Source organism: Mucilaginibacter frigoritolerans (assembly GCF_007830615.1).
Classification (GTDB): domain Bacteria; phylum Bacteroidota; class Bacteroidia; order Sphingobacteriales; family Sphingobacteriaceae; genus Mucilaginibacter; species Mucilaginibacter frigoritolerans.
In genome coordinates, this window is record NZ_VLLI01000017.1 from 37,234 (window position 1) to 55,379 (window position 18,146).

The following is an 18,146-nucleotide window of genomic DNA, read 5'->3' on the forward strand; positions in this document are numbered from 1 at the left end:
TTTAAATTAAAGGCAACTCCACGCAATGCCAATAAATTAAAAGGCAAAAGCAAAGCTGAGCTTCATTAAATTTAAAAGCAAAAGCAGAAGTGATTTTCCACGCGCCCTTAGTTTATTGCTTTCATTTTGTTAATTCTATTATAAGTTAAGAATAAATTGTTTTACACATTTTAGTAAAATAGAAATTTATTGGATCAGCCAAAAGGAACTCAAATGGCGATGACTTAACTGCTTGGTATACATATGTATTTTGTTGTTTTGGGCAGAAAGATTGACGTGTTTTTTATTCTCATAATGGCCCTTTTTTTAAGATGATAAGAAATAAGTTTTCCACACAGTTATAGGATATTCCCCTGGTATTTCTCTTTATTTTGTTGCTAAGTGTTTGATAATTAATTATTTGAATAAATTGATGATAATCTAAAGCAACAATTCACCTCCCCGGTGAAATCTGAAACTAAATTTATCGGTGTCCGTAAAAGGGATGTATTTTATTTACAGTTAAAAAAATGATTTAAAAAATCAGCTCTGCGACGGTAAATAAACGCACTACCTATATTAATTTAAACAGGATATTGATGAACCAAACATCTACAAAACGTTTATTTTTCTTATCCATATTCACCTTGTTCCTTCTTAAGGGTGTATTTGCTCAAACTATAACCGTTGGAACCGTTGATGCGGGTCCTTATAGTCAGGGTTCAACTATTGCCGTTCCGATAAACATTAATGATGCAGGAGGCTGCATTAATCAGAACAATACATTTAATGTTTATTTGTCTGATGCATCAGGTAATTTTTCTCCAGGAACTTTGATAGGAACCTATACCGGCTTTTATGCCGGCTTTATTAATGCAACAATTCCTAATGGTACACCTGCAGGTGCGGGATACAAGGTAGAGGTACAATCTACCAGCCCGGCTGTAACCAGTAGTGTTTCATCGGCTTTTTCCATTAATACTAATAGCGGCGTTACCTCTACCGTAACATCAACGCCAATAGGTTCAGATCCAAATATTTTCGGCCGATGTATTGGTATAAGTGGTGCTACATTTAGTATTAAAAATACGTCATCCACAGGTACAACTACAGCCACATTCTTTAATGAACAAACCCAGGGTTATGAAGCTCCAGGAGTTAGTATTCCTACAGGGGGTAGCTATACCTTTACAGCTAACACCTCAAATTATACTATAGTTGTTAAAAATCAGGATGCCAGCGGCGATGTTTCCACCAAAGGTTATCAGTTAATCAATAACGTGATCCAAAACAATTTTGGATCTGCCGGTAATGGTTTTGTTTGTTTAGCCAGTGGACAGGGTGTATTGTCTTATACTATTGCAACTACCGGCCCTTCAGGTATATCGGCAAATTATCCGGGAAATACCTATGTGGTAAGCTGGGGCGATGGTACAAGTACTACTTATACCGAATGTCAGATAGCAGCACTTGGTGGCGTGGTGTCGCATACCTTTACACTACCATCATGCGGTCAGGCCGGAAATGGTGTGGCCAACTCATTTTATGTACAAAACCAGGCATATAGCCCTTTTTGCGGTGAGGTTTCAGCGCCCCCGGGAATTTCGGCAAAAGTATTGATAACCCCGATTACTAGTTTTACAGCTCCGGCTATTGCTTGTACCAACAGTTCATTAACTATCCCCAATACATCGCAACCCGGACCCGATCCAAATGCCACTACAGCAAGCTGTACGGCTAACCCTGGTGCATTATATGATTGGACTTTAGATGGTGTTGCGGTAACAGGTTATCAGGGAGTACCATTGAGTACTTCATTTATTTTCCCAGCGGGTATGACCTCGGGTACACATACCCTAACACTTCATTCGGAACTACCAGCAACTGGCATTGGCTGTCAATCTGCTGATTATACTCAAACTATTTGTTTTGAACAACCGCCAGTACCGGCATTTACTATAGCACCAGAGGCTTGTGCCGGAACGGCTGTAACCCCTGTAAATACATCAGTCTCTTTCAATATTTGCAGTACTGCTACTTATAGCTGGTCAGCAACTGGCCCGGGAACGGTTTCTTATACAGGTGGTACTTCATCAACAAGCAAAACACCACAAATGGTGTTTTCTGCAGCAGGAACTTATACTGTACAACTAGGAATGTTATCTGGTTGCGGAACCATTACTACTACGCAAACCATTAACATTGATGGCCCTCCAACAGCATCACTTTCGGCAGCCTTAACGCTTTGCGGCAATCCGCAAACATTAACTTTCGATCCTACTCAAACTACTACCAAAACTACTTTTGGTGGCACAACGGTTGCGCAGCCCACAAGTTATAGTTGGACAGTTACCGGGGGTACCTATAGTTTTGTTGGCGGTACAACGGCAAATAGTGAATATCCGCAAATACAATTTAATGATATAGCCGCGTACACAGTAACGGTTACTAACCAAAATACTTGTGGGAGTACTTTTGCAGTGCAGCATATTACCTTAGGCGTAGCTCCTATAGTAAATGCAGGCCCGGATCAAACGGTATGTGCGAGTGCTCCGGCAACTACGCTGGCCGGCTCAGTTACAGGTACATATTCTTCTTACCAGTGGGTAGGAGGGGCTGGAACATTTAATCCAAGCAGAACAGTTTTAAATGCTGTTTATACGCCTACAACTGGTGAAATAGCTGCAGGTTCAGTTACATTAACTTTGCAGGGTAATGCATCTATACCTGCACCATGTAATATTGCAACAGACAATATTACCATAAATATTACCCCAACACCTGCTGTAACCAGCGCAACAACGGCAGCGACTTGTTCTAAACAGGCCTTAAGTTATACTATAACAGCCAACCAGCCAGGTACTACCTTTACATGGACAGCGTCGGCTACTACAGGAACCCCAACAGGTTTTACAGCTTCGGGCAGTGGCAGCAGCATAACAGATGTAATTACCAATACAGGTAACGTTGATGCCGTGGTTACTTACTTAATAACCCCAACGCTTAACGGATGCCCTGGTAATGTTTTTACCTTAAAGGTTACCATTCATCCTTTGCCGGTTATAACTGCCGCGCCGGTTACTACACCAATATGTAGTAATTTGCCCGCAAATATTACCTTAACATCAAACGTTGCTAATACAACTTATACCTGGACCAGTACCGCATCAGCGGGTATTACTGGTAATACCAACCAATCGACAGCTAAAAGTACCACCAGTATTCAGGATGTTTTGGTTAACAGCAATACGATTCCCGGAACGGTTACCTATAGCGTTACCCCTTATAATGGTACATGCGCAGGTCCGCCAGTAAGTACCTCAATTACTGTTGAACCTTCGCCTGTAATTGCAAACGCAGGCCCGAATACAGAAATTTGTAACGCTACTTCTTATACATTACAAGGAAACAGTGCTTTACCTGGATCAGGTAAGTGGACAGTAGTTAGTTCAAGTATCCCGGGAATAATAACTTTTTCTGATGTTACTAGCCCTACTGCCGTTGTAAGCGGATTGGTACCGGGAGGTGTTTATCAGTTTCAATGGACCACATCTTATTATGCAACCTGCCCGTCAAGTAGCAGTATTGTTAAAATTACGGATGATACTCCTCCAGTAGGAGGTACAACCTCAAGCCCTGCTGAAGTTTGTTCAGGTAGTAACAGCGGTACCATTACACTAACCGGGCAGTCTGGTACAGTTTTGCAATGGGAATCATCTGTTGATGGCGGAGCTACCTGGCAGCCTATTGCCAATACCACTACGGTTCAGTCATATTTAAATTTAACAGTAACTACTCAATTCAGAGCTGTTATTCATAATGGTGTATGTACAGATGTGCCGTCTACCGCTACACAAATAAAAGTTGATGCACCTCCTGTAGCCGCTAATGCTGGCCCTAATGATGAAGTTTGTAATGCTACTACTTACACTCTTCAAGGTAATAGCCCATCACCAGGCACCGGCGCATGGACAGTGGTAAGTGGCCCCTCAGGAGCAACTTTTTCTGATCCAACCAATCCAAATGCGGTTGTAAGTAATTTAATGCCCGGAAGCACCTACCAGTTTCAATGGACCATTACCGCTACCGGAAGCTGTCCTATAAATAGTAAAACAGTAACTATAATTATTGATAAACCTCCCGTAGGTGGTACCACAGCTGGAACTGCTGAAGTCTGCATGGGAAGTAATAATGGACAGATTACTCTTTCTGGTCAGTTTGGTACAGTATTACGCTGGGAATCATCAATAGATAACGGCACTACCTGGCAGGCTATCACCAATACAGGTGTTACCCAATCTTATTCAAATTTAACCCAAACTACCGAGTTTAGAGCTATTTTACAAAATGGTACAATATGTGCCAATGTGCCGTCAACGGCAACTACGGTAACTGTTGATTCGCCACCTGTAACCGCAAACGCCGGGCCTGCTGACGAAGTTTGTAACGTTACTGCCTATACGCTTCAGGGAAATAATCCATCACCGGGAACAGGTATGTGGACAGTGGTGAGCGGCCCTGCCGGAGCAACATTCTCTGATCCTACTAATCCTTTTGCGGTTGTAAGTAATTTAATTCCCGGAAGTGTTTATCAGTTTCAATGGACTATTAAAAATTCAGGAGTATGTGCCCCAAGCACAAATTCTGTAAATATTGTTATTGATAAATCACCGGTAGGTGGAACCACCTCCAGCAACGCCATTGTTTGTACCGGAAGTAATGGTGCCCAGATCACACTTGCCGGCCAGTTTGGTGCCGTAGTTCGTTGGGAATCATCAGTTGACGGAGAAACCACCTGGCAGCCGATTGCCAATACCGGCACCACTCAATCTTATTTAAACTTAACTCAAACTACCGAATACAGAGCTATTTTACATAATGGCGTATGCGCTGATGTACCATCAGCTCCAACTACCATTACTGTTTCGCCATTACCTGTAGCATCAGCACCAGGTGCTAATGATGAGGTTTGCAGTACCACTACTTATACGCTTCAGGGTAATAACCCATCACCGGGAACAGGCCTATGGACCGTTCTTAGTGGTCCGGCTGGAGCAACGTTCTCCGATCCAACCAATCCTGCTGCGGTAGTAAGCAACCTGATTCCGGGAAGTGTTTATCAATTTAAATGGACCATTACAAGCCCGGGAACTTGTCCGCCAAGCAGCAATTCAGTTACTATCACTATTGATAAATCACCGGTTGGCGGAACCACATCAGGTACTAAAACCGTGTGTATTGGTACAAATGGTGGTCAGGTTACACTTGCAGGTCAGTCGGGTACAATTGTTCGTTGGGAGTCATCTGTTGACGGAGGTACTACATGGCAGGCAATTGCCAATACCAGCGCCACACAATCGTATTTAAATTTAACTCAAACCACTGAGTACAGGGCTGTATTGCATAATGGTGCATGTCCGGATGTAAATTCAACACCAACTACTATTACTGTAATGCCGTTACCGGTTACATCTGTACCGGGTGCTAATGATGAAGTTTGTGGGGCTACTACTTATACGCTGCAAGGTAATAATCCTTCACCGGGAACAGGCCTATGGACCGTTCTTAGTGGTCCGACAGGGGCTGTATTTTCTGATCCAACCAATCCTCATGCCGTAGTTAGCGGTCTTACTCCTGGCATTTATCAATTTCAATGGACCATCACCGGTTCATCAAGCTGTCCTTCGAGCAGTAATTCGGTAACTATCACTATTGATGCGCCACCGGTAGGAGGAACTACATCAAGCAACACTACTGTTTGTATTGGAAGTAATGGCGGACAAATTACCCTTGCAGGTCAATTCGGAACCATTGTACGTTGGGAAATGTCTGTTGATAACGGAACTACCTGGCAAACCATTGCTAATACGGGAACAACACAATCTTATTCAAATTTAACGCAAACAACCGAGTACCGTGCTATATTACATAATAGCAGTACTTGCGCTGATGTTGCTTCATCAATAACAACTATTACTGTTGCACCATTGCCTATTGCTTCATCGGCAGGCCCTGATGATGAAGTTTGCGGTGTTACTTCTTATGCTCTTCATGGTAATAATCCTTCTCCGGGTACCGGTTTATGGACTGTTGTTAGCGGACCGGCAGGCGTAACTTTTTCAGATGCTACTAATCCAAATGCTATTGCAAACGGATTAATTCCAGGAAACGTGTACCAATTTGAATGGACAATTACCACATCGGCTACTTGTCCTTCAAACAGCAGTACCGCCACTATAACCATTGATAAACCACCGGTAGGCGGAACGGCAACTGCAAATCCTGCCGAAGTCTGTTATGGCAGTAACGGCGGGCAAGTTACCCTTACAGGTCAGTTTGGTACCATATTTGGCTGGCAAATGTCAACAGATAATGGTGCTACCTGGCAGCCCATTGGTAACTCAACTAACACTCAAAGCTTTACCAATTTAACTCAAAATACAGAATACAGGGCCATATTGCATAATAGCAACACCTGTGCCGATGTATTTTCAACTCCGGCTATTATAACTGTTGATCCAATGCCGGTTGTATCTAATCCAGGGGCTAATGCTGAGGTTTGTAATGTAACAAGTTACACATTACAGGGAAATAACCCGTCGCCTGGAACAGGTAAATGGACGGTCAGCGGTGGTCCGGCAGGGGTTACCTTCTCTGATGCTACCAATCCAAATGCTATAGCGAGCGGATTAATACCTGGAAATCTTTATCAATTTAAATGGACCATTACCAGTTCACCTACATCTAGCTGTCCGCCAAGCAGCAATACCGTAAATATCACTATTGATGCTGCACCAGTAGGAGGAACCACATCAGGTACTGCCGAAGTTTGCTCGGGCAGTAACGGTGGAACGATTACACTAAGTGGACAACTCGGTTCAGTATTACAATGGGAATCATCAGTTGATAATGGTGTTACCTGGCAGCCGGTAGCTAATGCTACAGCTTCGCTTTCTTATTTAAATTTAACTCAAACAACTGAGTATAGGGCTGACGTACATAATGGCAATGCTTGTGCCGATGTTAAATCAACCCCAACAACAATAACGGTGGATGCACCGCCAACTACTGCCAATGCAGGTGCTGACGCAGAAGTTTGTAGTGTAACTACTTATACGCTTAGCGCGAACAGTCCGGGAACCGGAACAGGAAAATGGACGGTTAATAATGGTCCTGCCGGAGCAGTTTTCTCTGATGTTACGAATCCAAATGCTACAGTAACCGGATTAATACCGGGGAATATTTATCAATTTAAATGGACCATAACAGGTGCTTCCACCTCGTGTCCGCCTAGTGTTGCTACGGTAAATATTACCATAGACAAGGCTCCAATAGGCGGAACAACTTCGAGCAATGCCACTGTGTGTTCGGGTAGCAATGTTGGACAGATCACCCTCACAGGCCAATTCGGAACCGTTCTTCGTTGGGAATCATCAACTGATGGTGGAACAACCTGGCAGTCTATCGTTAATACAGGTACAACCCAGGCATATAATAATCTGACTCAAACAACCGAATATCGTGCCGTTTTACATAACAGTAATACTTGTGCCGATGTGACTTCAACAGTAACTACTATAACTGTCGACTTGCCTCCGGTTGTAGCTAACGCTGGTGCTGATGCAGAAGTTTGTAGTGTAACAACTTATACGCTTAGTGGTAATAGTCCAGGCACCGGAACAGGAAAATGGACTGTTAATAGTGGTCCTGCCGGTGCAACATTTGTAGATGCCACCAATCCAAATACAGTAGTAAATGGATTAATACCAGGGAGCACCTATCAGTTTAAGTGGACCATCACCGCTACGGCCTCTTGTCCTCCAAGTTCTTCAATAGTAAATATTACAATAGATAAAGCACCAATAGGCGGTACCACTTCCAGCCCTGCTGAAGTTTGTTCGGGAAGCAATACCGGTCAAATAGCTCTTACCGGTCAATTTGGTACTGTTGTTCGTTGGGAATCATCAACCGATGGCGGAACAACCTGGCAACCAATTACTAATACCGGCCTTACACTGGTTTATACTAATTTAACCCAAACAACAACATACAGAGCTGTTTTACATAATAGTTCTACTTGTGCCGATGTAACTTCAAGCACTACTACCATAACAGTTGATTTGCCACCGGTGGTGGCCAACGCCGGTGCTGATGCAGAGGTTTGTAGTGTAACAACTTATACGCTTAGTGGTAATAGTCCAGGCACCGGAACAGGAAAATGGACTGTAAATAGTGGCCCTGCCGGTGCCGTATTTGCGGATGCCACCAATCCGAATACAGTAGTAAACGGATTAATACCAGGAAGTACCTATCAGTTCAAATGGACAATCACTGCTACGGCCTCTTGTCCTCCAAGTTCTTCAATAGTAAATATTACAATAGATAAAGCACCTATAGGCGGTACTACTTCCAGCCCTGCTGAAGTTTGTTCTGGAAGCAATAACGGCCAAATAGCCCTTGCCGGCCAATTTGGTACAGTTGTTCGTTGGGAATCGTCAACCGATGGCGGAACAACCTGGCAACCAATTGCTAATACCGGCCTTACACAGGTTTATACTAATTTAACCCAAACAACAACATACAGGGCTGTTTTACACAATAGCGCTACTTGTGCCGATGTTACTTCAACCACAACTACCATAACTGTTGATCTGCCTCCTGTGGTAGCAAATGCTGGTGCTGATGCAGAGGTTTGTAGTGTAACAACTTATACGCTTAGTGGTAATAGTCCAGGCACCGGAACCGGAAAATGGACTGTTAATATTGGCCCTGCCGGTGCAACATTTGTAGATGCCACCAATCCAAATACAGTAGTAAATGGATTAATACCAGGGAGCACCTATCAGTTTAAGTGGACTATCACGGCTACAGCTTCATGTCCGCCAAGTTCTTCAATAGTAAACATTACTATAGATAAAGCACCTATAGGTGGTACTACTTCCAGCCCTGCTGAAGTTTGTTCTGGAAGCAATAACGGCCAAATAGCCCTTGCCGGTCAATTTGGCACTATATTACGTTGGGAATCATCAACAGATGGCGGAACAACCTGGCAACCAATTGCTAATACGGGCCCTACACAGTCTTATACCAATTTAACCCAAACCACTATATATAGGGCAGTTATACATAATAGTTCTACTTGTGCCGATGTTACTTCAAGCACTACTACCATAACAGTTGATGCACCTCCACCTGTTGCTAATGCAGGTTCTGATGCAGAAGTTTGTAGTGTAACTTCTTATACGCTACATGGTGATAGCCCTGCTCCCGGAACTGGTTTATGGACTGTGAATAGCGGACCTTCAGGTGCTATTTTCTCTGATGCTACCAATCCAAATGCTACCGTAAGCGGATTGATACCAGGAAGCGTTTATCAATTTAAATGGACTATTACCGGCTCGGCTTCATGTCCACCTAGTTCTGCTATAGTAAATATAACTATTGATAAGGCACCAGTAGGAGGATCTACAGCAACTGACGCTACAGTGTGTTCAGGCAGTAATACCGGACAAATTACGCTTAGTGGTCAGTTTGGTACGGTTGTTCGCTGGGAATTTTCAACTGATGGTGGAACAACCTGGCAGCCTATTGCTAATACAAGTGCTGCACAATCCTATACAAACTTAACACAAACAACCCAATACCGTGCGGTTATACATAATAGCAGTACTTGTGCTGATGTTGCTTCAACGGCAACTACTATAACTGTTGTTGCACCTCCGGTTGTTGCCAATGCGGGAACAGATGATGAAGTTTGTAACGTTACCACATATACACTGCACGGAAATGCTCCGGCACCGGGAAGCGGACTTTGGACTATTAACAGTGGTCCGGCAGGTGCAATTTTCTCTAATGCTGCTGATCCTAATGCAACAGTAAGCGGATTGATACCAGGAAGTGTGTACCAGTTTCAATGGACCATTACCGGGTCTGTGTCATGTCCGCCAAGTTCTGCTGTAGTTAATATTACCATTGATTTGCCACCTATAGGTGGAACAACTTCTGCACCTGCCGAAGTTTGCTCGGGCAGTAACGGTGGTACGATTACACTTGCCGGACAATTTGGTACTATTGCTCGTTGGGAATCATCAACTGATAATGGTGTTACCTGGTTGCCAATAGCCAATACCGGTGCATCACAATCTTATTTAAACTTAACACAAACTACTGAATACCGCGCCGTTTTACATAATAGTGCTACTTGTGCCGATGTAACTTCAACCGCAACAACTATAACTGTTGATACCCCTCCGCCTGTAGCTAATGCAGGTGCCGGTGCCGAAGTTTGTAATGTAACCACTTATACCCTTCAGGGTAACAATCCGGCACCAGCCACCGGTAAATGGACTATATTCAGTGGCCCTGCAGGCGCTACTTTCTCGGATGATACTGCACCAAATGCTGTAGTAAACGGACTTATTCCGGGCAATGCCTATCAATTTAAATGGACCATAACCGGTTCAGCTTCCTGTCCTCCAAGCAGTAGCATTGTTACTGTTATTATTGACCAGCCGCCGGTAGGTGGAACAACATCTGCCCCTGCCACTGTATGTTCGGGCAGTAATGGTAGTAGTATTGCACTTGCAGGTCAGTTTGGTGCTATAGTTCGTTGGGAGTCATCAACAGATAATGGTACTACCTGGCAACCAATTGCAAATACAAATACCGCACAGTCATACTTTAACTTAACTCAAACAACCGAATATAGAGCAGTTTTACATAATAGCGCTACTTGTGCTGATGTAACTTCAACTGCTACCACTATTACTGTTGACCAACCGCCGGTTGTAGCCAATGCAGGCCCGGCAGATGAGGTTTGTAGTGTAACAACTTATACACTGCGCGGTAATAATCCGGGAACGGGAACAGGAGCATGGTCTATCGTAAGTGGACCTGCCGGTGCAACTTTCTCTAATGTTGCAAGTCCGAATGCTGTAGTAAGCGGACTGATTCCAGGTAATGTTTACCAGTTCCAATGGACCATAACAGGCACTGCTTCTTGTCCTCCAAGTACCGATGTTGTAAATATTACGATTGATAAGGCACCTATTGGAGGAACGACATCAAGCCCGGCTGAAGTTTGTTCTGGCAGCAATACAGGCCAAATTAATTTATTAGGGCAGTTTGGTACCATCGTACGCTGGGAATCATCAACAGATGGAGGAGCCACCTGGCAACCGATTGCTAATGCCACTAACGCACAAGCATATTTCAATCTGACACAAACAACTCAATTCAGAGCAGTATTGCATAATAGTGCTACTTGTGCCGATGTTACTTCAACCGCAACTACCATAACGGTTGACTTACCACCGGTTACGTCAGATGCAGGAACAGATGATGAGGTTTGTAGTACAGCAACTTATACCCTTAATGGTAATAGTCCGGGTACAGGAACCGGAATGTGGACTGTATTTAATGGCCCGGCGGGAGCTACTTTCTCTGATCCGACTAACCCAAATGCTATAGTAAGCGGATTAATACCAGGCAATGTTTACCAGTTTGAATGGACGATAACAGGAACAGCTTCCTGCCCGCCATCAACAGATATTGTTAATATTACTATAGATCAGGCACCAATAGGCGGAACAACCTCCGGAACTGCTGAAGTATGTTCGGGAAGTAACTCGGGTGTTATTAGCCTGGCAGGCCAGTTCGGTACCATTGTGCGTTGGGAATTTTCAACTGATAATGGAGCAACCTGGCAGCCTATAGCCAATACAAATAATACACAGCACTACTCCAACTTAACACAAACAACTCAATACCGGGCGGTTTTACATAATAGTAATACCTGTGCTGATGTTACCTCAACCGTAACAGTTATAACTGTTGATATGCCACCTGTTGCAGCAAATGCAGGAGCAGATGCGGAGGTTTGTAGTGTAACCTCATACAATCTTAATGGTAACAACCCAGCACCGGGAACAGGATTGTGGACAGTTGAAAGTGGTCCGGCTGGTACAACTTTTTCTGATGCTACCAATCCAAATGCCATAGTTAGCGGATTGATTCCAGGAAATACTTACCAGTTTAAATGGACCATAACCGGTACTGCATCTTGCCCGCCAACCTCTGATCTGGTAAATATTATCATAGATAAAGCCCCAATAGGCGGAACAACTTCCGGCATTGCCGAAGTATGTTCAGGTAGTAACTCCGGACAGATTACACTTACCGGCCAATTTGGTACCGTAGTTCGTTGGGAATCATCTACAAATAATGGCTCAACCTGGCAGCCAATTGCCAACATAAGTGTTACCCAGTTATATGTTAACCTTACTCAAACAACTCAGTATCGTGCCATTTTGCACAACAGCAGTACCTGCGCTGATGTACCTTCAACTGCCACTACAATAACGGTTGATCAACCACCTGTGCAAGCTGATGCCGGTTCAGACGAAACAGTTTGTAATGCAACTGCTTACAATCTGAATGGTAATAATGCCGGAACAGGAACAGGGAAATGGACCGTATTTAATGGGCCAGCCGGAGCAACGTTCTCTGATCCTACTTCTCCAACAGCGGTGGTAAGCGGGTTAATACCAGGAAATACTTATCAGTTTGAATGGACAATAACCGGCACAGCTTCCTGCCCGCCAACAACAGATATTGTAACCATAAATATAGATAAAGCTCCAATTGGAGGAACAACTACCGCTCCAACTACTGAAGTTTGTTATGGTAACAATGCAGGACAAATTGATCTTACAGGGCAGTTTGGAAGTATAATACGTTGGGAATTCTCCACTGATAACGGGGCTACCTGGCAACCAATTTCTAATACAAACAATACTGAGCGCTACTCAGATTTAACGCAAACTACCCAATTTAGAGGTGTTGTACATAATGGTACTACTTGCGGTGATGTAGTATCAACATCAACCACTATTATAGTTGATCCGCTACCGGTAGTATCTGTACCGGGTCCTAACGATGTGGTTTGTAGTGTAACTACTTACACGCTTCATGGTAATAATCCGGCACCGGGAACCGGTTTGTGGACAGTAGTGCAAGGTCCTGCCGGTGTTACTTTCTCAGATCCTACCAACCCTAATGCGGTAGTAAACGGTCTTATCCCTGGGAATATTTATGTATTTAACTGGGCCATTACTGGTTCAAAATATTGCCCGCCAAGTAACGCAGTAGTAACAATAACTATTGATAAGGCACCAATTGGGGGAACAACATCCAGCCCGGCTACCGTTTGTTGGGGAAGTAATGAGGGACAAGTTACCCTTACCGGTCAATTTGGTACTATTGTTCGCTGGGAGTCATCTATTGATAATGGAGCTTCATGGCAGCCTATTGCTAATTCCACTACAACCCAAACTTATTTAAACTTAACACGCACAACACAGTATCACGCTATTTTACATAATGGCACCTCATGTGCTGATGTGGCATCGACGCCAACAACTATTACTGTAAACGACCCAACCACGGTTTCACAGGCAGGTCAGGACTTTAATGTTTGTAATCAAACGACCATCACTTTAAACGGAAATTATCCCGGAGCTGGTGGTGGTGTATGGACACAAACGGCGGGCCCGGCAGTAAATATTGTAACTCCGTCAAATTATTCAACACAAGTTACAGGGTTATCCGGCGACAATACTTATACCTTTAAATGGACGATTTTTGGTTTGCCACCATGTGCTAATACAGAATCAGTTGTTAATGTTGGGGTACATACGGATATAGTTCCAAGCTTTACCATGGATAAGAGCAATGGTTGTGGCCCAACAATTGTAGCCTTTACCAATACTTCAACACCATCTCCTGTCGGAACATTTGTATGGAACTTTGGTGATGGTTCACCTTCTGTTACTGCCATAAATCCGCCGCCACATACTTTCCCACCTTCGAGTGATGGTACGGAAAAAACGTATGATATCAGTTTAACGCCTTTGAGTAATTGCGGGTCGCAAACACCTTTTGTTGCCCAGGTGACGGTTAGTTCGCTGGTGCCAATTGCTCAGCTTTTACCTAGTCAGGTAAGTTCATGCGGTACGTTTACTTTAACGGCTAAAAATCTATCGCCTGGTGATAATGTGAAATATGATTTTTACCTGGTTGATCAGAATGGCGCTATAGTACAACACTTAAGTTATCCTGATAAAGAAGATGTTGTTTTTCAGCCAGTTTCTCCAACTGAGCCTACCACTTATGAGCTTTATATGATTGTAACAGATAAGTGCGGTGACCAGGCTAAATCAACCCCGATAAATATATTTGGTGCGCCTTCAACATTAACCTCACAAATACAAATTAAGGGTGATATAAGTTCGGTTTGTTTAGGCAGCCCGATAACATTCCAGAATATCTCAACAGGTGGTGATAAGTTTACCATTACTATTTATGATTCAAATAAGAATCCTATAGTTACTATTCCGGCTAGTACGAGCGATTTAAGTTACACACCTACGGCTATTGGAACTTATTATGTTTCCATTACTGCTGGTTATGTAGCTTGCGGTGATGCGCCGGTATCAGCATTCAAAGAGTTTACCGTGTATCCTGATCCTGTACCTAGTTTCACTTATACAATTGATGGGAATTACGACGTGACATTCCTTAATACAACGCCTAGTCCAGGAGGTATACCAGCTTCTGCTCTGATATATAATTGGGATTTTGGAGATGGCTCTTTAAACGGAACCACTTATGAACCGAATGTGCATCATTATGATATTGCTAATTCACCATTCAGAGTTACGCTTACGGCAACAACGCCGGGGAGCAGCTGTATGGGAGTTACATCACAAATCCTTAATATCCAATTCCATGGTAATGCTTTCATACCGAATGCCTTTATGCCAGCCAGTTCTAAACCCGAGCTTAAAACGTTCTATGTTAAGGGAACAGGTTTGAAGACATGGCACATGCAGGTGTTCAATAATTTCGGTCAGTTGCTTTGGGAATCAACTGCGCTTGACAGTAATGGATCACCAACCGAAGGATGGGATGGAACGTATAAAGGAAAGGTTGTAGAACAAGGGGTTTATATATGGCAATGTTCAGGAACGCTTCTTAACGGCGAAGAATGGAAAGGTATGTCATATGGTAACGGACCGCCAAGCAGAACTGGGCCAATACATTTAATAAGATAAACATAAGTAATGAATAAATTAATTATGAGGTGGTTAATACTATCGGTGCTGTTGATGAAAGGGGTAACCTGCTTTGCTCAGGATCACCTGTATTCGCAATTTTTCAATGCACCTTTGTATCTTAATCCGGCGCTTACCGGGCAGTTTCCGGCTGATTTACGGGTGAACCTGATTTATCGTAACCAGTGGACAGCAGTACCGGGTACGCTTTCGTACGCGACGGCTTCAATTGATTATAATATACCCCAGTTTGGCGGTGGGATAGGTTTTATGGTTACCCGCAGCAGTGAGGGTACAGCTTATCAGGATAAAACAAACATAGCCGGACTTTACTCTTATAGTGTTGGTTCGGATGATTTTGTTCTTTCTTTCGGTTTGCAGGTAGGGGTTACTAACCGTTCAATTAACTATAATAAACTGGTTTTTGATGATCAGCTTGACCCAACACTTGGAATTATAAGTAATACTTCCATTGCTTCACAATTACCCTTCAATAATAAATTTTATTTTGACTCAGGTGCAGGTACAAACTTAGTTATCAGTGATTTTAATATTGGGGTAGCTATGCAGCATATTAACCAACCCAATGAGTCATTTACTGGTTTACCTGCAAAATTGCCGATACGTATAAACGCGAATGTGAGCTACCGCCTGGACCTTGATGAATTTGAAAACCTTGATGATCAAGATAAATCATACATAATACCTTCTGTTGTTTATTATAAACAAGCTGACTTTGACTCGTACAGCGTTGGCGTTCAATATAAACATCATGGTGTTAATGTTGGGGTATCATACCGCAGCGGTGAGCAAACAGGGCCAAGTGCTTTGGTACTATCCTTAATATTCGATTTGTATATTAACCCGGAGGGCGGCGAGAAACTTCGTTTTGGGGTAAGTCATGATGCAGCTGCACAGGGACTTACTTATGGTAATACGGCCGGCAGTACAGAAGGCAGCATTGGATACGAAACTACGCTACCTAACTCAGGCGGGGATTCGGCTCCGAGGTTTGAAGGCGCCAAACGTTGTTATCAGTTTTATTAAAGAAGACAGACAACACAGATCTATTAAACACAATCATTTTACTACCTATATCTTTCCATTTTTAATTTAATGATAGCCTGTAATATTCAGGCTTCATCCTGCAAAGCAGCCATTGAAGGCTGTTTTGCTTAAAATGGATGAATGATTTAGAGATACGGTTTTAAAAGGAATGTTTTGGAGTATATTATCTTTTATCAAGAAGCTTATTGGTGACTACCTTGCTGATAACAAGCTCTCTGTAATTGCGGCTGATGGGAACACGGCTGTTTTGAATGAATATTTCATTACCTTCAATCCCATCTATTTTATTAATGGCTACGATGTAGGATTTATGCACCCGTATAAATAGCTTCTGGTTTAAGTTTTCTTCCAGGCTTTTCAATGAAAGCATGGTAACATATTTACCTTTTAGAGTGTAGATGTTTACATAGTTTTGCATTCCTTCTACATAAAGAATATCGGGGAAAAGGATTTTTTCATATTTACTCCCGCATCTGATAAAGCAATAATCATCATCGGGTTCCAAATTTGTAGTTTCACCAGCTATTGGTTTAGTAAGCAAGCGCTGGTAATCTCTGGCCTTGGCAGCGGCTTTAAAAAATCGTTCGAAAGTAATGGGCTTAAGTAAGTAATCAAGCACATTTAACTGAAAGCCTTCCAATGCATAAGATGGATATGCTGTGGTAATGATGATCATAGGAGGTTTTTGCAGGATCTTCAGAAAATCAATGCCATTCATTTTGGGCATTTGGATATCCAGAAAAACCAGGTCAACAGCTTGCCTGTCAAGCATGGGCAGTAATTCCAAAGGGTTTTCGCCAGTGCCACTGAGGTTTAAAAAATCAACCTCCCGTACATAACTGGCAAGCCCCTCACGGGCCAATGGTTCATCATCAATAATTACACAGTTGATCATTTATTTTCTGTATTATGAAAAAATCAGGCCATCAATTGCATAGAGTGGTTTACTTCCAATTCAGACAATTTTAATAAAAAGTTAATCAAAAAGCTTTCCGTGTTGTTTTGTATGGCCAATTCATATTGCTCCGGATAAATCAGGTCAAGCCTCCTTTTTACATTTTTTAAACCGATTCCGCCATAGTTAACCACTTCAGATCGTTCATCCTGGGTGGTGCTGTTACTGATATTAACATCCAGTTGCTTATCCTTAATTAAGATGCGGATATTGATCCAGTTAAGTTTCCCCTTGTGTTTGGAAACATGTTTAAATGCATTTTCAACAAAAGTCATTAATATAAACGGAGCTATACCCAGGTTATCCGGATAATCACCTTCGGTAGTAAAACTTACTTCCAGGTCGGGGTTTTGACGGAGTTTCTCCAGTTCAATAAAGTTCTCCAAATAAGCTATTTCTTTGGTTAAGGGTATCTGCTGATCATTGCATTCATACAATTGATGCCGCAATAATTCGGAAAATTTAGCCAGCGAGGCAGATGCCATATCCGGGTTTTTATGGATAAGGAAAAAAATAGAGTTAATGCTGTTAAACAAAAAATGCGGATTAAACTGGTATTTGAGAAATTTAAGCTCTGTTTCAAGCTTTTCTTTTTCCAATGCCTGTTGCCTTCTTTGGGATTGGACCCAGGTTTTGGTAAGTTTAATACTCATAGCCAAAGTGGTACTGGCAATGGTTGATTGAATAGGATTTTCTTTAAATAATTGAAGGTAGGGGTATGGCCCCGAAACTCCATAAACACTTTTTACGGTACCGCCATAAAAGAAAGCACTAATGTAATAACCCGGAACAATTAACAAGGCGGTTATTAATATGGTTAAAGCAAGGTAACTTATATAGGCGGTATATCTGCCTTTTTGAAGTATGCGGGGTATAAGGAAATAGAGATTGAAATAAACAGCTCCTGTTTCCATAAATACATAAAAGAAAAATTTAACCGAAAATGCGGTAAGAAACATTTCGTGAAGGGCATGCAACGGTTCTCCGAGCGATATGGCCCACCATATATAATTGTACACTGTCCAAAATGG

Annotated in this window: 4 protein-coding genes; 2 read left to right on the forward strand and 2 right to left on the reverse strand. The window is 42.7% G+C overall.

Going from position 1 to position 18,146, the window contains the following annotated elements; genetic code table 11:
* Positions 1 to 578 precede the first annotated feature (578 nt).
* Entirely contained in the window at positions 579 to 15,092 is a 14,514-nt protein-coding gene (locus JN11_RS21990; RefSeq protein ID WP_144916194.1) for a PKD-like domain-containing protein, read from the forward strand.
* A 9-nt stretch (positions 15,093 to 15,101) separates the two neighbouring features.
* Positions 15,102 to 16,139 carry a PorP/SprF family type IX secretion system membrane protein gene (locus JN11_RS21995; RefSeq protein WP_246139075.1) on the forward strand — a complete coding sequence of 346 codons (1,038 nt, stop codon included), beginning with the start codon at positions 15,102 to 15,104 and terminating at the stop codon, positions 16,137 to 16,139.
* Positions 16,140 to 16,323: 184 nt separating this feature from the next.
* Here JN11_RS21995 and JN11_RS22000 read toward each other — a convergent pair whose 3' ends face one another.
* Both JN11_RS22000 and JN11_RS22005 read right to left on the reverse strand, forming a co-directional pair.
* Entirely contained in the window at positions 16,324 to 17,055 is a 732-nt protein-coding gene (locus tag JN11_RS22000; protein WP_144916195.1) for a LytR/AlgR family response regulator transcription factor, read from the reverse strand.
* A 23-nt stretch (positions 17,056 to 17,078) separates the two neighbouring features.
* Entirely contained in the window at positions 17,079 to 18,134 is a 1,056-nt protein-coding gene (locus JN11_RS22005; RefSeq protein ID WP_211360880.1) for a sensor histidine kinase, read from the reverse strand.
* Positions 18,135 to 18,146: the final 12 nt, after the last annotated feature.